This is a genomic window from Myxosarcina sp. GI1(2024) (assembly GCF_053543375.1).
On sequence record NZ_JBKGTY010000007.1, the window covers coordinates 75,739 to 95,847 of the forward strand.

General features: G+C 40.5%; 17 protein-coding genes and 3 pseudogenes. 7 read left to right on the forward strand and 13 right to left on the reverse strand.

What is annotated here, in order from left to right; translation table 11 throughout:
* The first annotated feature begins 38 nt into the window (after nt 1–38).
* From ACLFKQ_RS21940 to ACLFKQ_RS21960, 5 genes and pseudogenes are all read left to right on the forward strand, one after another.
* Complete coding sequence (locus ACLFKQ_RS21940; protein ID WP_449001852.1) at nt 39–1,655, forward strand: hypothetical protein; 1,617 nt, start codon at nt 39–41, stop codon at nt 1,653–1,655.
* 164 nt (nt 1,656–1,819) lie between these two features.
* Nucleotides 1,820–3,252 (forward strand): annotated as a pseudogene (glmM, locus tag ACLFKQ_RS21945) (phosphoglucosamine mutase).
* Between the two features lie 43 nt (nt 3,253–3,295).
* Nucleotides 3,296–4,696 carry a gluconeogenesis factor YvcK family protein gene (locus tag ACLFKQ_RS21950; protein WP_449001853.1) on the forward strand — a complete coding sequence of 467 codons (1,401 nt, stop codon included), beginning with the start codon at nt 3,296–3,298 and terminating at the stop codon, nt 4,694–4,696.
* Nucleotides 4,697–4,862: 166 nt separating this feature from the next.
* A complete protein-coding gene (locus tag ACLFKQ_RS21955; RefSeq protein ID WP_449001854.1) occupies nt 4,863–5,696 on the forward strand; it encodes a DUF3747 domain-containing protein in 834 nt (277 codons plus the stop codon).
* 198 nt (nt 5,697–5,894) lie between these two features.
* Nucleotides 5,895–6,833 carry a J domain-containing protein gene (locus ACLFKQ_RS21960; protein WP_449001855.1) on the forward strand — a complete coding sequence of 313 codons (939 nt, stop codon included), beginning with the start codon at nt 5,895–5,897 and terminating at the stop codon, nt 6,831–6,833.
* Nucleotides 6,834–7,204: 371 nt separating this feature from the next.
* Here the strand turns inward: ACLFKQ_RS21960 and ACLFKQ_RS21965 are convergent, their stop codons facing one another.
* Both ACLFKQ_RS21965 and ACLFKQ_RS21970 read right to left on the reverse strand, forming a co-directional pair.
* Nucleotides 7,205–7,813 carry a pyridoxamine 5'-phosphate oxidase family protein gene (locus ACLFKQ_RS21965; protein WP_449001856.1) on the reverse strand — a complete coding sequence of 203 codons (609 nt, stop codon included), beginning with the start codon at nt 7,811–7,813 and terminating at the stop codon, nt 7,205–7,207.
* A gap of 26 nt (nt 7,814–7,839) precedes the next feature.
* Nucleotides 7,840–8,452 (reverse strand): annotated as a pseudogene (locus ACLFKQ_RS21970) (glutathione S-transferase family protein).
* 88 nt (nt 8,453–8,540) lie between these two features.
* Between ACLFKQ_RS21970 and ACLFKQ_RS21975 the strand changes: the two are divergent.
* A complete protein-coding gene (locus tag ACLFKQ_RS21975) occupies nt 8,541–9,101 on the forward strand; it encodes a TetR/AcrR family transcriptional regulator (protein WP_449001857.1) in 561 nt (186 codons plus the stop codon).
* A gap of 95 nt (nt 9,102–9,196) precedes the next feature.
* Here ACLFKQ_RS21975 and pth read toward each other — a convergent pair whose 3' ends face one another.
* The gene (pth, locus tag ACLFKQ_RS21980; protein WP_449002021.1) at nt 9,197–9,817 is read right to left on the reverse strand and encodes an aminoacyl-tRNA hydrolase; all 621 of its coding nucleotides are present in this window, start codon (nt 9,815–9,817) and stop codon (nt 9,197–9,199) included.
* A 267-nt stretch (nt 9,818–10,084) separates the two neighbouring features.
* Nucleotides 10,085–10,309, reverse strand: a complete 225-nt coding sequence (locus tag ACLFKQ_RS21985) for a DUF2811 domain-containing protein (RefSeq protein ID WP_449001858.1) — start codon at nt 10,307–10,309, stop codon at nt 10,085–10,087.
* Between the two features lie 281 nt (nt 10,310–10,590).
* On the opposite strand from ACLFKQ_RS21985, the gene ACLFKQ_RS21990 reads away from it, so the two are divergent.
* The gene (locus ACLFKQ_RS21990) at nt 10,591–10,722 is read left to right on the forward strand and encodes a hypothetical protein (RefSeq protein WP_449001859.1); all 132 of its coding nucleotides are present in this window, start codon (nt 10,591–10,593) and stop codon (nt 10,720–10,722) included.
* A 118-nt stretch (nt 10,723–10,840) separates the two neighbouring features.
* On the opposite strand, the pseudogene ACLFKQ_RS21995 reads toward ACLFKQ_RS21990, so the two are convergent.
* The 9 genes and pseudogenes from ACLFKQ_RS21995 to tyrS all read right to left on the reverse strand — a co-directional run bounded on the left by ACLFKQ_RS21995 (nt 10,841) and on the right by tyrS (nt 19,887).
* A pseudogene (locus ACLFKQ_RS21995) lies at nt 10,841–12,348 on the reverse strand (cryptochrome/photolyase family protein).
* Nucleotides 12,349–12,380: 32 nt separating this feature from the next.
* Nucleotides 12,381–13,067, reverse strand: coding sequence for a rhomboid family intramembrane serine protease (locus ACLFKQ_RS22000; RefSeq protein WP_449001860.1), 687 nt, complete (start codon nt 13,065–13,067; stop codon nt 12,381–12,383).
* 100 nt (nt 13,068–13,167) lie between these two features.
* Nucleotides 13,168–13,365, reverse strand: coding sequence for a DUF751 domain-containing protein (locus tag ACLFKQ_RS22005; RefSeq protein WP_449001861.1), 198 nt, complete (start codon nt 13,363–13,365; stop codon nt 13,168–13,170).
* Nucleotides 13,366–13,675: 310 nt separating this feature from the next.
* The gene (locus ACLFKQ_RS22010; protein WP_449001862.1) at nt 13,676–14,521 is read right to left on the reverse strand and encodes a response regulator; all 846 of its coding nucleotides are present in this window, start codon (nt 14,519–14,521) and stop codon (nt 13,676–13,678) included.
* A 67-nt stretch (nt 14,522–14,588) separates the two neighbouring features.
* Nucleotides 14,589–15,299 carry an IS6 family transposase gene (locus ACLFKQ_RS22015; protein WP_448997902.1) on the reverse strand — a complete coding sequence of 237 codons (711 nt, stop codon included), beginning with the start codon at nt 15,297–15,299 and terminating at the stop codon, nt 14,589–14,591.
* Between the two features lie 32 nt (nt 15,300–15,331).
* Nucleotides 15,332–15,526: a hypothetical protein gene (locus ACLFKQ_RS22020; RefSeq protein WP_449001863.1), complete on the reverse strand. Its 195-nt coding sequence runs from the start codon at nt 15,524–15,526 to the stop codon at nt 15,332–15,334.
* 441 nt (nt 15,527–15,967) lie between these two features.
* Nucleotides 15,968–17,806, reverse strand: a complete 1,839-nt coding sequence (locus ACLFKQ_RS22025) for a tetratricopeptide repeat protein (RefSeq protein ID WP_449001864.1) — start codon at nt 17,804–17,806, stop codon at nt 15,968–15,970.
* Between the two features lie 166 nt (nt 17,807–17,972).
* Nucleotides 17,973–18,545: a hypothetical protein gene (locus ACLFKQ_RS22030; RefSeq protein WP_449001865.1), complete on the reverse strand. Its 573-nt coding sequence runs from the start codon at nt 18,543–18,545 to the stop codon at nt 17,973–17,975.
* A 13-nt stretch (nt 18,546–18,558) separates the two neighbouring features.
* Nucleotides 18,559–19,887, reverse strand: coding sequence for a tyrosine--tRNA ligase (tyrS, locus tag ACLFKQ_RS22035; RefSeq protein ID WP_449001866.1), 1,329 nt, complete (start codon nt 19,885–19,887; stop codon nt 18,559–18,561).
* Nucleotides 19,888–20,109 lie beyond the last annotated feature (222 nt).

Consider the following 20,109-nt stretch of genomic DNA (forward strand, 5'->3'; position numbering starts at 1 on the left):
TTAGTTAATCACAGGTATATTCTCTCTGTTCGGATTTTTTGCAACAGAACCGTTACAATCCTCCTAACAATACCAATGTTGCTACACCTGCACAGCTAGAGTTTGAATTCTTTCAATCTAAGCAAATTATCGAACAGCAACTAGGAATTAATTTAAGCGGAGCGGCTTTACCTGGCGCACCCGAACAACTACCTACTGCTTTAGAGATCGTTCAGTACTTCGATTACATTACGGGAGGTTACTCTAGTGTGGGTGCGGGATATCCTGGTGCATTTGGTTTTTTGCAACCAAGACAAGAGTCAGTTTATTTCGCCCCTAATCTATACTTTGACTTTACTTTGATCGAATACGGCATTCCCATTCGGGTTGAGACTAATGGAACAGTTACCTATGTTCCCCAACCGTTAAAGGCAACCGAAGCTCAAACTGAGTGGATCCACCAGTATCGCGAAGTCACCAGTCATGCCAATAAACCAATCGTTCTCATGCATTGGCACGATTATGGTCCGACAAACTGGTCTAATTCTGGTTACACCCAGGAAATGTTTACGGCATTGATTCGTGAGGCGTATGAGAATGGGGCTGAATTTGCTACTCTTGAGGATGCCAGTCAGAGAATTAAAGCCTTCGAACAATCAAAACTAGTTGTCGAGACTTCAGGTAATACCATTAGGGCTGAAGTTGTAGCCTCTGGTGTGGGTAATTTTGGTTTAGATGTCAGCAATGTTGGCAATCGCGTCATTCAAAGCGTCGATAATTGGTATGCCTACGACGAAAATACCGTATTTTTACCGGCAAACGGCGGCAAATTTACGATTAATTTGGGCACTACTCAAGACGATGTTACTCGCATTAGCGAACTGCCAATGCGTGCCGAATTAGTTTCTCTAACTGGCAATGGCAAAGAATTAGACTATACTATCGCTGGAGAAGGTTCGGTAAGCCTACAAGTAGCTTCTCCCGACTCTGTAAGTATTATCGGTGCCGATCGCGTCAGTTTAACTGGCAACGTCGCTCAGATGTCTTTCGACAGTATCGCTCGACATAGTGGTCGTGTCTCGCTCGCTACTACCGCAAGCGATCGCCTAGTGGGTCAAGCCGGACAAGACATTCTCTCTGGTAATGAGGGTAACGATACTTTAGTTGGCAATGGTGGGAATGATATTCTTCAAGGGGGTTTGGGTAACGATGTCATTGTTGGGGTTAACCCTAACGATACCTTGGTAGGAATGGGCGAGATAGATGTAATGTCTGGTGGCAAAGGTGCAGACCGATTTGTTTTAGGGAGCGATCGCACCACTTTCTACAATGATGGAGATCTTGCCACTATGGGCATCAATGGTCTGATTAATCTACCACTAATTTCTAGTTTATTCTTAATCAAAAATAGAAATAGATTCCAACTAAGTTACTCACCTAATAGACCCATTCGAGGAATAGATGACTACGCACTGATTTCTGATTTCTCATCAGCTGAGGGTGATGTGATTGAGCTTGGCGGAAATATATTTAACTACAGTTTGGGTGCTACGCCAACTGGATTGCCTGAAGGTAGGGCTCTCTTTATGAATACGAGCGATGGAAACGAACTGATCGCGATCGTCCAAGGAGAGGACAATCTCAAACTTACCAGTCCTAGCTTTCAATTTAGTTAGGAACGGGCACTTTATCTTTATTACGAAGGGAGTTCGATAAAAAAAATTTGGTTGCCCAAAAACTCGATCGCTCGGCATTTCTTAACTTGAGAGCATCGAGATGAAAAGTATTTATCGAACTCACACTATCAACGCAACCGTAACCATATTAAAGCATCGCATCTATGAATAAATCTAATTTTTTAAGTACCTTTTCCAGACAACTTCAGTACCCAGATTCCGGTTCGGGTTACACTTCCTTGCCTACGACCTCCTTATTTGGTACTGACGGCATTCGCGGCAAAGTAGGAGAACTTTTAACTGCGTCTTTAGCCTATCAGGTCGGATTTTGGGCGGGACGAGTTTTACCAATTAACCACACTCAGTCTAGTCCAGTTATTCTCGGTCAAGATTCTAGAAATTCTAGCAATGGCACTGTCAGAAGGTCTGACTGCCGCAGGAGTTGAGGTCTGGAATTTAGGTTTGTGTCCTACTCCTGCTGTTGCCCATCTCACCAATACTCTAGACGCAATGGGAGGGGTAATGATTTCTGCCAGTCATATATCCTCCTGAAGATAACGGCATTAAATTTTTCGATGGCAATGGTTTTAAACTAGCTTCCCAACTTCAAGATCTAATTGAGGCTGGACTGAGAGGAAATTGGGAACCAATCTCAAGCAATCGCCTTGCTTGTTGGGGACGGCAATATTATCGACCAGAACTATTAAATGACTATCTTAGCTCGCTCAAACAACCATTACTGCCGAGGGACTTAAGAGGAATGCGAATTGTCCTAGACTTAGCCTGGGGTGCTGCTGTAAATTTGGCACCGATAGCTTTTCAGGCAATGGGAGCTGAGGTAATTTGTCTGCATAACCGAGCCGATGGCGATCGCATTAATGTTGACTGTGGTTCTACTCATCTAGTTCCTTTACAGACTGCCGTTCTCCAACACCAAGCTGATTTGGGATTTGCTTTCGATGGGGATGCCGATCGGGTTATGGCTGTAGATGGCAAAGGTAGAGCGATCGATGGCGATTACATTTTATATTTCTGGGGACGAGCTCTCCGCCAACGCCAACAATTACCAGAAGTCGTGATCATAGCTACGGTGATGGCAAATCTGGGTTTCGAGCGAGCTTGGCAACGCTTGGGAGGTAAATTAATCAGAACAGCTGTAGGCGATCGTTACGTTCAGGCAGAAATGATCCGTTTGGGAGCTATGCTGGGAGGGGAGCAATCTGGACATATACTCTGTCGGCATTGCGGAGTTTCTGGCGATGGATTGCTAACGGCATTACACTTAGCCGCATTAGTCAAACAAAATGCTACCTCTTTAAGTGAATTAGTCGACAATAGCTTTCAGTCCTATCCTCAAATACTAAAAAATGTGCCAGTTGCAGATCGCCAACGACATTTGAACTGGCAAGACTGCGATGTACTACAACGGGTGAGCGCCCAGGCAGAAGCATCGATGGGAGATAAAGGTAGAGTTCTGGTTCGCGCCTCTGGTACAGAATCAGTAATGCGGGTGATGGTAGAAGCCGAAGATAAGGCACTTGCTAGTTACTGGACAAAAAATTTAGTTCGTACAGTTCGACAGTATCTCGGTAATTAAACAGAAAAAGTCTAACTGTCGCTAATTCATTAGGTTATAAATTATGTTACTTAATACTTTACAATCGAATCCAAAAACCTCAAATATTCAATTACGAGAATTGCTTCTCCAAAAAAATAGGCTTGGTGAAAAATTTAACTGGTACCTACGATGGTTAACTGCCAGTTTATTCCTCGAACAATGCTTATTGCTAGGTACTCTAGGAGTCTGGCTGGCTGGTTGGGGTTTGTCGTTGCTATGGCAGCAAACACCAATTTCTTACCTAGTAATGGCGATTGCTCGTCGCTTGACAGCAATTACCGCAGAGATCCCGAGCTATGTAACTGGCTCGAGTGCGATCGCACTTGGTCTTTATTCAATCTACTGCGGTCACACTCATGCTACTAGTTCTAACACCTCAATACTCAACCATGAAAATGACCGACAATCTAGGGAACTGTTGGTATATCGCGGTATGAATCACTCGCCCAAAATTGTCGCTATTGGCGGCGGAACTGGTCTTTCCAACTTACTCAAAGGCTTAAAGCAATATAGTAGCAATATTACTGCTATCGTTACCGTTGCAGATGATGGCGGTTCATCGGGAAGACTGCGCCGAGAATTTGGAATCTTGCCTCCGGGAGATCTTCGCAACTGTATCGCCGCTTTAGCAGAAGAAGAAAACTTACTAACAGAGCTATTTCAATATCGCTTTCAAGCTGGTGAGGGTTTGAAGGGACATAGCTTTGGTAATTTATTGTTAACGGCAATGACCGAGATAACTGGAAGTTTAGAAAAAGCGATCGCTGTTAGTTCTGAAGTTTTAGCCGTACGGGGAAGAGTGTTACCGGCAACCCTTAGTGATGTTAAACTCTGGGCAGAATTAGATACGGGAGAACTAATTGTCGGTGAATCAAAAATTACTGAAGCTAGAGGACGAATCGAGCGTATCGGCTGTCTTCCTGCCAATCCCCCCGCTCTTCCTGCTGCCATCAAAGCTATTGAGGAGGCTGACTGTATTGTTATCGGTCCTGGCAGTCTCTACACCAGTATCATTCCCAACCTGCTAGTTCCAGAAATCCGAAAGGCGATCGTCAAAGCGACAGTTCCCCGAATTTATCTATGCAATATTATGACGCAGCCTGGAGAAACTGAAAGCTATAGTGTTGCCGATCATATTCAAGCGCTTGACCGAGTTAGCGGTCATCAACTGTTCGATACCGTATTAGTCAATCGCGGAGTGCCTTCTTCTGAGTCTTTGTTTAAATATGCCCAAGGAAATTCCTATCCAGTAGTTTTCGATCGCGAGCGAGTCGCTAGTTTGAGTCGTGAGGTTATCTTAGCTGAGGCGCTCGAAGAAAATAAACAGACAAATCAAATTCGTCACGATGTTCGACAGCTAGCAAAAGTAATTTTACAACAAGTAATGAATGTTAAGCTGTCAGATCTCCGAGTTGAAATTTGAGTTCGATCCTTACTATTTAATTAATTGTATAGATCCTTTATATAGATCCTTGTAGTTTTTTTAAAGTGCGTTGGGTAATTAAATTTATCTTCTAAAATTGCTTTAATCTATAAAGTCATACATATAGTAATAAAGACCATAGAACTAACTAAAGCAAAAATTCACGATGAAATTATCTTTACCAGTACAAATAGCCACCCTTGCCACATTAGCACTAAGCGCATTTGCCTCTGTCAAACCTGTCGATGCCACTAATTTTGATGAATTTGCCGTCGATCAAAGTAAGTTTATTGCAGTTGCCGTACCCTACAATTACAAAAGATATAAACTAGCAATCATCGAACAAGTTCCCGGTCAACGGCCGTGTTGGCAAGAGTCTGGTTCTAACCCGACCACAGTAGACTTATTATTACTTAATTTCGACCATACCCATGCTTGTCGTAAGGGAGTCGATACTAACGGTTATTCTTTAAGAGTTAACGGACAAGATGATAAAGTAGCCTATATAATTAATTTGCTCTACAATAACGGCGAACTACAGTTAGTCGCCGATCATCGCGATCCCAATCAGCCAGACTTGATCCTAGGTAGAACCCATGGTGTTCGGGAAAGTCCGATGAAAATCGTTCTCGAGGCTGATTGGCAATTCACCAAACGAATGTATCGAGGCAAAGCGATTCAACACATTTATGTTAGTAATAATCCCAACCCTGAGGTAGTAGAAAATATCGTTACTCTGCCTACTACCAACGATCCCAATGTAACTACAACTACTCCTCAAAACTCCGCTCAACCTCTGCCACAGCCTACAGTGGCAGCTCAACCCATTCCCCCCCAAACTCCTTCGGCAACTTTACCCGATACTTTACCAGGATTAATCTCAAGTATTCTTACTCCTCTGACTGAAGCCGTCTATCAAACCTACAATAGTCTATTTGCTCCTACCACGAATAGTGTTCCTCAGTACGCACCTAATACACCCACTAATTCACAACCCTAGTTTATTTTGCCAAAAACTAGATCTTAAAACTTGGCGTTTATCTCCGCTCTGGCGATCGCTTTTTGGACAATGACCGAATTTTCGGCGATCGCCAAATTAAATTTCCTAAACTGTTTAATTAACTGTAATTTGAGGGAACAATAACCATGTAACTACTAGTTTACGACTAAGTAGAATTAATCTCTTTTTTTTGATTTTATGTCCTTTGCGATCGACAACGGGTTATTCAAATTTAAAATCACAGACTACCATGCGATTTTGGGAGTATCTCTCAACGCAGATGCCAAACAGATACGTTTGAAATATATCAAAATCGTTCAAAAATTACACCCCGATACCTGTAAAAGCGATAAACAGCTAGCCAATGAAATTTTATCCAAGCTAGTCAATCCGGCTTACGAACAATTATCTCGCCAAAATACCTGTGCCGAACATCAAATAGTTTTAACTCAAATTGGCAAACGTTTAGCAGAAAAGAAAGAGAAAATAACTCTAAATCCTGAATTCGAGCGGGAATTATCTCAAGCAGGAGACAAATTAGAAGCAATATATGACCGCCATCTTAAAAATCTTACTTCAAAACAGTATGAATCATTGGAACGAGTGACGAAGAATATTGCGAGCTTGAGCGAACTCAATCTAGCCTATTTAGTGTTTAAATACGATCGCCAACTTAATCGAGAAGAAAATTTAGTTCAGCATCAAAAACCAGTCTCCACCTCACCCAAACCAGCAAAATCTCAGTCACCTCCAACTCCAGCTCAAAAAGACAAACCAACACCTGCATCGAGGATCGAGTCCTACTTGCGGCGTGCTCAGCAATACCTCGAAAAAGGTAGTATTTTAGAAGCTATTACAGAATTACGAGATGCGCTCAAATTCGATCCCAAGCACTCCACAGTTCATGCCTTGTTAGGTAAGGCATATATTCAACAACAGCAGCTAACGATGGCAAAAGTGCACATTAATAAAGCTTATCAAGCTAACCCCCAAGATCCCGTAGCGGTCGAAAGCAAAAAAGAATTAGAACGGCTAACCCAAGACAAAAATAATTCTGACTCTAACAATCGAAAAAAATCCGATAAATCTAGTAATAATGGTTTTTTTGGCGGTTTCTTTGGTCTGAAAAAAAACTAATCTTGTTATTTTAAAATATCCTTTAGGTTTTGACAGTATTTGACAGTATTAGAAAAAGTTAAGCGTTAGGCGAATGCTGCTCTGCTCATAGCGCATAGCTTAAACGCTTAACTTATATCCTACTTAAGATTTCATATGATAAACTACTACGTTTAAAGTTATTGCACTATGGCTTGTCAATCACTTTGATTAACGATTTTGGTAGGGTTAAGGTTTAGGTTTGAGTGTAATAAAGACATTGTGATTTGTAGATTATTATTTTCATCTCACAAATTAAAATTAAAGTTAAAGTTAGAAGAGAAACCTGCGATCGTAATATCAGTAATTCCAGCTATAGTCAGATTAGTAAACTCTTATAAATAGATAAAGCGTTAGGAGTTTTGAGTGAGTGCGGCTAAGTTATTTTCTAATTCTTTAATCCTGGCTTTTAAAGGTGCAATTTTTGCTGCAACTTCTCCTTTTGAATATTTTACAGGGATGTGTTGCGGACAGTTCCAACTCATAGCTTCAATTTCAATTAAAATGCCTCGTTCGACTTCTGCTGGATAATCTGGAACTGCTAAACATGCTAATAATTCTGGAGAATTATCTACTACTTTGCCACGTCCCCAAATTTTCAAGCGACGACGATGAGCATAATCCATCAAAAATAAGAAGACGCGATCGTTTTCCAGCAAATTTCCCACACTAATGTATTGCAGATTGCCTTTAAAATCGGTAAACCCCAGAGTCTTTTCATCGATAATTTTTAAAAAACCCGTCGCACCACCACGAAATTGAATGTAAGGGTAGCCGTTACTTCCCACGGTTCCCAGATAAAAACTATCTCTTGCTTGAATAAAATCTATTTCTTTCTCGGTCAAAATATCTTCGCTAATTTCTTGTTTGACAAATTTTTCATAGACTTCGCGAGAGCCATAGCGAGTTTGAGCGGTTTTAACCCCAGGAATAAAAGCAATTTCAGTAAATTTTCGTCTCACGATCTTTTCTCTACTTAATTAATTAATTATTTATTTTTATTTTCAATTCCAGGCATAGTTATGAAACCTGGTAATTGTTTGATGCGATCGCACCATTGGTTAATCGCAGGATATTTATTTATCTAACATCACACCGCCTTCTGGTGCTAGAGCTATGTAGGGGAAGCAGGCGAGATCGGCTATGGTAGGACGTTCTAATGCTAACCACTGGTGTCGCGCCAAATGTCGTTCGATTATATTCAAAATTGACTCGACTTTTTGTTGCGCTGTTTTGAGGTCAATAGCAAAACCGAATTTCTTATTTAACCTAGCATCATTAGGACCGCGAGCAATTTCGTTAGCTGCTGTTGATAACCATTGAGTTACTCGTGCCATTCCTGCTGCATCATTAGGTAGCCAAGTTTCTCCGCCATGTTTCTTGGCTAGGTAAACTAAGATTGCTTGCGAGTCTCTTAAGATTAGACCTTCATCTTCTAGTACTGGAATTTGTCCTAAAGGATTTAACTGTAAAAATTGAGACGATTTGTGTTGTCCAGCCTTAAAATCCACTGGCAACAGTTCGTAGTCAATCTCTAGCAGCGATAAAAATAAACGTACTTTGTAGCAATTTCCTGAAAGCTCTAAATCATATAGTTTCATTGTCGATCTTCTTTTACTATCCGATCGTATATTTTTACTGTACCGATCGTTCGGTATAATGTCAATAGTTATGTTCGAATATTAATTTATGTCCAGAGAAAGAGCGATCGCCAAAATCATTCCTATTTTCAGACAACACGGCTATGAAGGAACTACCTTGAAAATGCTTTCTCAGGCTACGGGTTTGGGAAAAGCCAGTCTCTATCATTACTTTCCTAACGGTAAAGAAGGTATAGGTACTGCTGTCCTGGAATATATTGGCAGCGGCTTTAGCAAAACGGTATTAAAACCATTAACAGGTAGAGGTGAACCTGCCGAGAAAATTCAGAAGATGTGTCAGGGTTTGAGAGAATTTTACCGCCAAGGAAAAATCAATTGTTTTTTGGAGGTAATGTCTGTTGGAGAAGCCGATAGCTTGTTTCACCACCAACTAAAGCAGCAACTTCAAACATGGATAAATACTTTAGCTGAGGTACTAATTGAAGCGGGAATTGAGCCAGAACTAGCACGATTGCGATCGCAAGATACAATTATTCAGATTCAGGGGGCTTTAGTATTAGTCAGAATCTTAGATGACACCGCACCCTTTGAACGAGTAATTGCCACTCTAGCAGAGAAACTGCTCGAAGTTTCAATGAAACCAAAATAAAGCCTCACTTTTTTTCGTAGAAAAGAGTTGAGAAGGAGTCAGAGCAAGTTTTCTACCACAAAAAAATATCTAGTGCTGAGTGTTTCATGGCTTAATTATTGCTCCAAAGAGACCGAAAAGCCATTGTAACGACTCATAGCTTTCTCTACACCTTCTTTAAGGCTCGATTCTACTACTTTAATAGACATATAGAGAATTTCTTCGATTGCCTCAGTTTCTTGGGGAACAAACTTACCCAAAACATGACTTATAGTTGCCTTTTTACCGTCTGATTTGCCAATTCCAATTCGCAGACGAGGAAAATTTTGACTGCCAAGATGAGCGATAATCGATTTCATGCCGTTATGTCCTCCTGCCGAACCAGATAAACGCATTCGCAATTTGCCTACAGGTAAATCCATATCGTCATAAATGACCAATATCGATTGCGGCTCGATCTTATACCAATCTGTCATCGCTCTTACCGATTGTCCCGAACGATTCATATAAGTAAGAGGTTTGAGCAATCGAATTTTATTGCCACCTGGAGTCGATCCTTCGGCGTACAACCCCTGAAAGCGTCGATTTTCTCGATAAGACAATTGCCAAGCTCGAGCTAAGGTATCTACTACCTCAAAGCCAATATTATGCCTGGTTTTATCATATTTTGGTTTTGGATTACCCAAACCAACGATTAATTGGGGAACGATTAATTTATTTGCGCTTTCAGGAGTCACGGAAGCCAAAGTCTACAACAAGTGATTTAACAATAGAGAGTAACATAAAGCCAGCGGTGCGATCGGAGCGTCACTTACATTTTGACGGGAATGCGATGTTTGAGAAAACCTCGAAGGGTCGCGGTCGGCTTGCGTATTTTAAAAACGGTAGTGTCGAAGAGCGATTCCGACATTTAGCCGCGAGCGGGTGGGCTCGAAACCCAATACGCCCCGTCACCGAAATTGCACCGCTTTTAATCCTAGCTCGAAACTCAAAATTCCGACGCACTAATACGACTGCTGAAACAATGTTTCTAAATATACTCTGGCACAAGCGCGGTAGTTTTGAGAAGCTTCACCAGTCTGTTCGCTGTTATTTTGCAATAGAAACAAAGACAGTGCTGCAGCAAAAACTCGATCTTGATCCCAATTAGGATGGGTTTCTAGATAATTCTTGAGAGATTTATGCAATTCTTCGGGAATTTCTGCCAAAATGCTGACTGCTGGATTCATAGTGGGATATCTTCTAGTTTAGTTGGTTTTTTAGGTATTTATTTATCGATTTACTTGTTTGGCGTGCCAACCGAAAAATCTCAGGCCGAGATAATCGAGTGATTGACGGTCGTTGGAGAAAGTGACAAACCAAGCTAGTAATTTTTGGTTGGCGATTGGGTCTGTCGAATCATTTTCCTCTTAAGGGGGGTGGGTTTGTCAATGATACAAAATGTTAATAAAATTCCAAAACATTTCTCTACCTAACGAAATAATCAGAAGTTGAGGCGGTTTTTTGTTACTTGTCTTCACAAAAATTCGGTGTGGGAGCGGCGATCGCTACTAAAATAAAAAAATCCCCCGTTTGCCAGTCAAAAGCAGATCGTTTCGTTATTGCCTGTGGAAAAGCCTGGGTAAAATGTGGAAAACTTTGAAAAAGTTTGTGGAAACAGTGGGGAATCAATGAGATAAACTCTCACTAAAAATAAGAAATGCTAATTTTTTAAATTGTGATGATTTGTTGTGATTTGAGAAATTTGTGGGATTAGAAAACTACTCTCGATCGCACCACCAGTTTTCAGCCTGAGACTGAATTTCCCTTAGCTCCGTTGCCGATATTCGCTTGAGATGACTCAACACCAAGTTCATTCTTCCCAGAGAATACAGACGATCGCGATGGCGGGCGAGAAAATCCCAGTAAAAAAAATTAAACGGACAAGCTTTAGCACCAATGCGATCGCGGAGATTATAGCAGCAATTACTACAGTAGTCACTCATTTTGTTAATATAATTTGCTGAAGCTGCATAGGGTTTTGAGGCGATAATTCCGCCGTCGGCAAATTGTCCCATGCCGATAACGTTAGTTTGCATCACCCAATCATAGGCATCGATAAAAGCATTGTGAAACCAGCTTTTAATTGCCTGGGGTGAAATACCAGAAATTAGGGCAAAGTTGCTTAAAACCATCAATCTTTGTATGTGATGGGCATAGCCAGTCTCTTCAACCTGAGTGAGAGTTTGGTGCAGACAGTTCATCTCGGTGGCATTAGCATCCCAAAAAAAATCTGGCAGGAGACGATCGTGCTCGAACCAATTGCGATCGCCATAGTTTGCATCCATGTAATGATAGATGCCGTTAAGATATTCTCGCCAGCCCAATACATGACGGATAAAGCCTTCAACACTGTTGAGCGGTAAATTTTGGCGATCGTAAGCTGCTTCTACTGCCAAGATAACTTCTTCGGGTTCGAGTAAACCGAGATTGAGATAGGGAGAAACTAAACTGTGCCACATGGTATACTCTCCCGTTACCATTGCATCCTGATAGGTGCCAAGATTAGACAGACATTGGTTAACAAAATGGTCTAAAACCTGCAAGGCTTGTTGTCTGGTAACTCCCCAATTAAACGGCTCGATTTTACCATAGCTAGAAAATTTATTTGCTTTTATCCAGTCTATAACCTCTTGAGTAATCTTATCGGGTTTGAATGTTATGGCATTAGGTGTAGTTAAATTTTTTTTGGTGGCTGACGATTTTGTTTGTCAAAATTCCACTTCCTGCCAATGGGTTGTTTGCCAGCCATCAAAATCTGAAATCGCTTTCTAGCTTCGCGATAAAAGTCCTCCATTAACAATCTTTTACTTCGATCTGCCCAAGCTTGAAATTCGGCTTTAGACCATAAAAAATGATTGTCGGGAAGTAAATTTAGCTGGCAATTTAATTTTAGAGATTGAACGAATTTAGTAAAAGGGCGATCTTTCGGTTCGGTTAAGTATAGTTCGCTGATGTTGTTAGTTTCAATCCATTGCTGAAGAGGCGTAATAAAATCTTCAGCAATAGCATAAGTAACCTGCCAGCCTTGCTGTTTTAATTCTTCAGCAAAATGGCGCATTGCCGACCAAACTAATACTAGTTTTTGCTGATGATAGAGGCGTTGTTTTACATAGTTACTAGATTCAATTAAAATAAATGCAATTTCTCGTTTGTTACTCTCGTATTTTTTTAGAGCAGACTGCTGTTGAGACAAGCGATCGCCTAAAATCCAAATACCTACTGTCATTGCTAATAATTTATTATTTGAAACCAAAAAATCTAACGGCGGCGATCGCTCATCAAGCCCAACATCGGACCTAAAATTGCCCCAAAGATAAACCCGCCGGCGTGCGCCCAATAAGCTACACCTCCCATACCATCTTCAACTCCCAAAGAAGCTACGCTGCTAATTGCCTGTTGGGCGAACCAAAACCCAAGAAAGTAAATAGCAGGTATGCGAATGGTAGTAATAAAAAACCCTAAAGGTAGTAAGGTAAGGATTTTTGCCTGCGGATATTTAATTAAATATGCTCCCATTACACCAGCGATCGCTCCACTAGCACCAACAGTAGGAACGGCAGACTGCATTCCAAAAAACCAGTGAGTAAGTCCGGCTAAAATGCCACAGACTAAATAAAATATCAAAAACTTGAGATGACCCAGATCGTCTTCAATATTATTACCAAAAGTCCAAAGAAACAGCATATTACCTCCAATGTGCAACAATCCACCATGGAGAAATTGCGAGGTAATTAAGGTTACTATTTCTGGTACTGGTTGATTTGGCGGCGTGCCACTAAAGCTAGCAGTCAGTTCTCTGGGAATTACGGCGTAAAGTTGAAAGAAACCATCTAACTGGGAACCTAACGACAATTGATTGAGAAAAACCACAACATTAATCGCAATTAGGGCATAAACTACGACCGGAGTCGTGTAAGTAGGATTTTCATCATTAAGAGGGATCATAATTGCTCAAAAATTTGGAGATAAATTAACTAAGTTAACGCAGCTTGGCGATTGCAGAGCAAATCTAAGACTCGGTTTTCTCGACAACTCGACAAGAAGGTTAACTCAAGCCCAACATTGCTTTTAAAGTAAAATAGAGAAAAGCAAAACTAGCTACAGACAAGCCAACTAAGGCGATCGCCGTTACGGGATTTCGTAAAAAAGGTTTCAAGGCACTAAAAAAAGCCCAGAATATGCCTAAAATAAAGCTGATTAGATAGCGAGGGTAGCGAGAGACGTTTTCAAAAAAATCTTGCATTAATCTTTAATTGTTTTACAGTATTTGCCTATATCTTATTTTAAAGATGTTGCAGGGGTTGTTTTTAACTTTTCTCTCACAAAAACAACCTGAAAATAATCCAGATCTTATTTCAAGTAGTCACAGCAAGCACCGGGTTAGATTCCAGAGAATTTTTGTCTTTTGGGTTGCTATATCTCTCTATCTCCCTTTAAAAAGCGATCGCTCGAGCGACTCATTCGATCGTATTCGAGCGAACATAAAGCCACCCTCTCAAGGTGATAAGGATGAGCTGACAAAATTAAAAACTATTAAAAACTAATTAAATTGGCTACTGAGATTTTTGAGTGAGGATTTTGTCGACCACGGCAAATAATTCTGGTTCTGGACAAGGCTTAACCAAATAAGCTACAGCCCCTAACTCTAAAGCTATTTTACGATGTTTTTCGCTGTCTCTAGAAGTCAAAATAATTACTGGGATATGACTGAACTTAGGATTTTGACCTATAGCCTGCAAGAACTGAAAACCATTCATTAAAGGCATTTCTAAATCGCAAACTATTAATTCGACTTCCCCAGAACTTTGCAATTTACTAAGAGCATTGATTCCATTCTCAGCTTGTATGACCTCTTGGCTGATTTTTTCCGAAGACATCGCAATTGTTCTACGCAGACTGCTCGAATCGTCTACAACTAATAGAGTTCGTGCTACTAAAGAGAATTCAGGAGGAAGTTGCCGCCTCTCGGAGCTACTAGGCAACGCTTTGAAACTGACATCGGCTAAAAATGCTTTATGGTTGACAACATCTTGTTGATACCTTGGATCTTTAAGCAAAGCTACAGCGTCAATTACTAAAGTCAAACTGCTGTCTTTGAGAATGCTGCATCCATAGATGTAACTCGGAGAAATAATTGCACTACCTAGAGGTCTAATGACTAATTCTTGTTCTCCTAAAACTTCATCGACTTCTAGTCCAATTAAACTTCCTTGACGACGAAGTAACAAAATAGGATTATCGAGATCGGATACCGAAGGGGTCATTTTTTCGACCGTACGCGGATATTCAATCGAATTAGCAAGCTGGCGCACGGGAATCATTTCCGTGCCAGTTTTGGTTTGCCAGTGTAAAACTTTTTGTCCTTCAAATATTTGCACCTGAGACGAAGTAGGCAGCACAATTCTCTCGATGGTTCTGTTGCAAAAAATCCGAACAGAGAGAATATACCTGTGATTAACTAATTTTTTAGACAGCGATCCCAAACAGAGAATAGACAAAATTTCTTTGTCCCAAGATGTCACCTTTAGCGATATTTTTTATTTGCCCTTTGCGAATCACATTCATGATTTCATACCCTTTTAATGTCCGCCATGCTGAGTGGAAATGTTGAAAGTATAATTTATACTTAGCCTGCTTTTTCGGAAATCTATGGTCTTGCTCGATGATATTATTAAGATATTTGTTCTGTCTCAATTCACACTCACTAGAGATAATTTCTTCCGTTTGAAGTTCTTCAACTGCTGCGGGATAAGCAGGATTTTGGTCTACGTTAATAACTCTTGGCTGCTTATTATGTCTCGATTTCAGGGCTTTCTTCAAGAATCTTTTAGCAGCTTGTTTATCTCTCCTGGCACTAAACATAAACTCTATGGTAATACCATTGCTGTCAACTGCTCTATATAGATATTTCCATTTTCCTTTGACCTTGAGATAAGTTTGATCTACTCGCCAAGAGTCATTAGTTGAGATGAGATGCTTTCTGGCTCTTCTTTCTATTTGTGGTGCATAAATCATCACCCATCGGTAAATCGTGGTGTGGTCTACAGATAGTCCTCGCTCTTGCATGATTTCTGCTAAATCACGATAACTCAAACCATAGCGGAGATACCACCTCACACAAAGTAAAATTATTTCTCCTTGAAAATGTTTCCACTTAAATGGTTGCTTTGAGTTCATCTGGTCTAGTAGTTATTTACGTTTGTTAAATACTACAAGTTTGTCTTAAGTTTTTGCAACAGTACCTCGAGCAGAACGACATTAGGCTGTAATGCTTCTACTTTGGCGATCGCACTCAAGCCGTCTTCGGCAGTACCAATTAATTGAAAATCAGAGGTCGATTTTATTAGATATTCTAGTCTAGCGCGGACGCTTTTTTGAGAGTCTACAATTAAAATACTAATCATAAAAATAAATTCTAAATTTTGTTATTTATCGATTGAAAATGAATAATACGAAGGTTTTATTTTTAAATTCCGCCGTTTGGAATATGATTACTAATCTTTTAGCTGCTATTTCTTTACTCAGCCTATTTACTTAGTAATTCATACTGATACTAATAATTTGCCTTAAAAAATAAGTAATTATATCAAGAAGCTATAAGTTTCTGATAAAGTTTTGAAAAACCAATAATTTTCTCTGCGCCTTCAGCTTTTTGTAAAATTATCGAAAAATCAAGCAACGAAAGTACCAACCCCTTTTAAAAACAAAAATGCTAAGGTTATTCTCTAGCTTTCGCTCGATTTACTGATTTTCTATTAGGCAGTGTATTTGATAAAGTTTTGATTCTTTTTTTCTGATTCTTACTATAAAAAGTATCCACGATCCAATTTGCCAGCAGAAAACAATTATCCCTGCTGATACTCTGCCAAAATCTCTAAAATATAGTCGTAACCGTCAACTCCAATTAAAGCTACAATCTGAGATCGCCGTTGTTGCAATAAATTATTAAATTCTACTTCTCCTAGCTGTCCCTGCAAAATTGCGAGTAACCCTGCAGCTTGTCGCCATTCAATTGAGTTAATTTGCTTGAGAAAATACATACCTACACTGCCAAAAACAACTGCGGCGGCACGATCTTCGATATTATAGTAAGCCTCAGCAATATAAGAATAACTCAATCCTTGTAAATAAATATCTCTAGAATACTGAGCTAACTCTGCAGCCTTAGTCAGAGAAGCGATCGCTTCGGTAGGACGAGTTAAAATTACGTAGGCTATACCCAAACTGCTATGACCAAAAGCCTGACTCTGAAAGTCGCTCTGCTTGGTGGCAAGTTCTACTCCTAGTTCTAAATAATGAATAGCTTCACTATAAACTTCAGAATTTATACTATCTAGCTGACGGGCTGATAAAACCTGACTGTAGCCTAAATTAACTAGGGCATTGGCTTCTCCTAATTTATCTCCAACCTGACGCGCTATGACTAAGCCTCTTTGACTGTAGTTAATCGCTTCGCTGTAGTTTTTCTGGTTGGCATAGGTGCGGCTGAGATGATTGAGATTGGCAATTTCACAGGAACGGTCTGCAGTATCTTTGGCGACCGCTAGAGCTTCTCGATGAAAAATTGTCGCCCTAGCATATTGTCCTACAGTTCTTTGAGAATAACCTAGTAAAGTTAGAATACGAGCTTTCTCTGCGGTTTCTGCGGCTTGCTTGAGGGGTTCGTCAAAATACTCGAGAGTGTTTTGTAAATATTCTCCAGAAAAAGACACGAATACACCACTATAGAGAGGGAAATCATCACGACGGGCAAAAGTCCGCAAAATTTGCAACATCATCAAAAAGCATCCCCGAGCTAACTTGGTGCGAGTATTTACCAGTATTTGCCACAATTCGCACCAAATTACTGCAAAGGTAAGTAAAGTACTGTAGGAAAGTTGCTTGCCAAATTTGGAGTTATAAGGCTGGCGGTCAAACCAAGTCACTAAACCTCGTAGTAAGTATTGCATTAAAATCGCCAACTCCACCCAAGCTTTTAGCTCTAAATTATTGGTAAGTCCGACCAGATCGGTTATCGGTCGATTTTGGGCTAAAGTTTGAAATAGCTGTCTTGGTAACAGACTATCGACTTTTTGCGACCAGGTTCGCCAGGGATTGGGTTTTTCTGCACCAAAACCACCAAAACGACTACCAGAATCATAAATCCAGCTAACTAGATCTGGTTCTAAGTCGGCAAAACTCTGTAAACCCCGCTCGATACCAGAAGCTAACTGGCTTAAATCAGAATCTACTGGAGCTTTTGAGCTTAATTCTGCGTTCGATTTAATATTTTGCGCTATTTTAGCTAATTTGCCCCGATTTATTCCTCCGTTTCGGTCGGAATCTATTGCCTCAATTAAAGCCGGAAAGTAATCATTCGATTCTGCAGCTAAAATCTGTTCGACAGCATTAGATACTTCAAGATCTGCTTGGTTCTCTTCTTGCCACCTCTGCCATTGTTTTTCGATGGTTTCTAAAGCTTTTAAAATTCGTGTCGCTTTTAGTTTAGTGGCTAACTGCGCCTTAGTAGTAGCGAGCCTTTCAGCTAGACAGCGTTCGAATACTTCTCCCGTGCCAACCTCCACTGACTGTAATAACATCCTGTAGACTCTTTCGGTAGAAGCAATTTTACCTTTAAGAGTGTTATCTACAATGCGATCGATTAGTTGAAAATAGCGATCGGATAGAGAGGCTGATTCTGACACGAGAGTAATTTATATTAGTTTCTAATTTATAAGCAAGTTTAACAAAATTATTCAAATAGCAATTATCGATAAATTGTCAGAGTTTTCAAGGTATTGCGGTCGAAGTTTCATATAAAATCTTAAGTCCGCTCTCTGGCTTCGACTCCAAAATAATACTCGATTGGTATTACTCTGTCTTCTCCACTCCGCCGCTGATTCTTCCGGCTCGGCAATCTCTCAACCAGAGGCGAATTCCCTGACCGATAATGCCGTCACTGGTTTCTAATGGTGGTGTAGGTGGATTATTTTCAGTCCCGTCTCCAAAGCGAGAGAACAGCATTACCATGCGCCAACCGCTTTCAGAGGGAGCTAAAAATAACCAATGATAAGTTTGTATCTCTCTAATTTCTCGATCGCGATATTGGCGTTCTAAAACCGTAAAGAATATTTGTTCTGGAGATTGAAAATCAACCGGATTGTACTGAATTTTAGGTAGGTTCAGCGGTTCAAAATCGGCTTTTCCTGCAGAAATAATGTAGTTATCGACTCCTGCTTTTTTATTTAGATCTTGAGTTCTTTGAATTACGCGATTGGCGTAGTCGGGTAAATCTGCTAAAAGCAATCCAGTTAGACTGTCGATCTCATCGGGACAATTATTAGTAATTTCTGAGCTAGATTCCACTCGCTCCGAAGAACTAAACCAGATAACCAATGCCAAAATTAAACTATGCCAAGACTTACCCCAGTTTAAATTATTCATTCCCCTCTACAGCCTATCGGATCAGGCGAACGAACTTTTTTTTACCTACTTGTAAAACTTTACTTTCTAATTCGGCAACACTGTCAAAAGTGGTATTGACATCGGTAATGCGCTCGCCGTCCAAACGTACCGCACTGCCCTGAATTTGTCTTCTTCCTTCACCACTACTCTTACACAGCCCACTAGCATTCAAAATAAAAAATAATTTGGCGGGAAATTCCACCTCAGACAAAGAATACTCTGGTATGCTCTCACCACCGCTAGTATCGCCTTGCAGGACGATTTGTTGGGCAGTTTGCTGTGCCTGTAAAGCCGCTTCTTTTCCATGGAACTGAGAGGTTACAGCAATTGCCAGTAACTTCTGACATTCTCTGGGATTTTCGGGTAGTTCGTTTAAATCTATATTAGTCAATAATTTAAAATAATCCTTTAACAGTCTATCTGGAGTTTTTTCTAGCTTGGAATACATCGACAGGGCATCTTCCCGTAACCCGACGTAGTTATCTAAGGACTTGGACATTTTTTGTACGCCATCTGTACCCAACAAAATTGGCAGTAACAAGCCAAATTGAGGAGTTTTGCCAAAATAACGCTGTAAATCTCTACCTACAGCAATATTAAACTTTTGATCCGTACCTCCTAATTCTACATCTGCCGCTACTGCAACTGAGTCATAACCCTGCATCAACGGATAGAGAAATTCATGGAGGAAAATTGGTTTTTCTCGAGCGTAACGTTCGGCAAAACCTTCTTTAGCCAACATCTGTCCGACAGTCATGGTAGCTAATAGCTCTTGAATTCGCGCTAAATCTAATTTACTCAACCATTCCGAGTTATAGCGAATTTCCAAGCGTTCGGGGGTTTGAAAATCTAAAATTGGGCGTAGTTGATTTAAATATTCTTGGGCGTTGGCTTTAACCTGTTCGGCACTCAACTGGCGACGTACCTCCGATTTACCAGTGGGATCGCCAATTTGCGCCGTAAAGTCCCCGATAATTACTACTGCTGTATGTCCCGCATCTTGAAACGCCCTTAGTTTGCGAAAAGGAATGCTGTGTCCGAGATGAATATCGGTTCCCGTAGGGTCGATGCCTAACTTGACTCGTAACGGGCGATCGCTTTGAGTAATTCGACTTAAAAGGTTTTCCTCGGGATTATTAGAATTGGGTCGATCTGGAAAAATTTCACTGGTTCCCCGATACAACCAGTCTAAATTGGAGTCGGTCTTAGTTAGCGTTTCGTTTTTAGGGAGCGAGTCTGATGAAGTCCAATGAGGCGAATGCACTGCGTTGCTTGCAAATCCAGATCGCCCAGTAATTTCACTTGCTGCTGAAGATGACATCTTTGTTATATTCTTCCAGTCAAACCATTAAATGAAGTTAACAAAAAACGCCTGGTTTATCAAACATCAATTTTTGAATCAGAAAAGGAGAGTCGACCATTCAGGCGATCGCTGTAAAAGATTTATTAATCGTCTCCTCTTCAGCACTTCAGCTCTATATTTGTTGGTAACTTTTAGGTTCTGTTGACACAATTAACGCAACCAAATTAAAGCCGAAGCAAA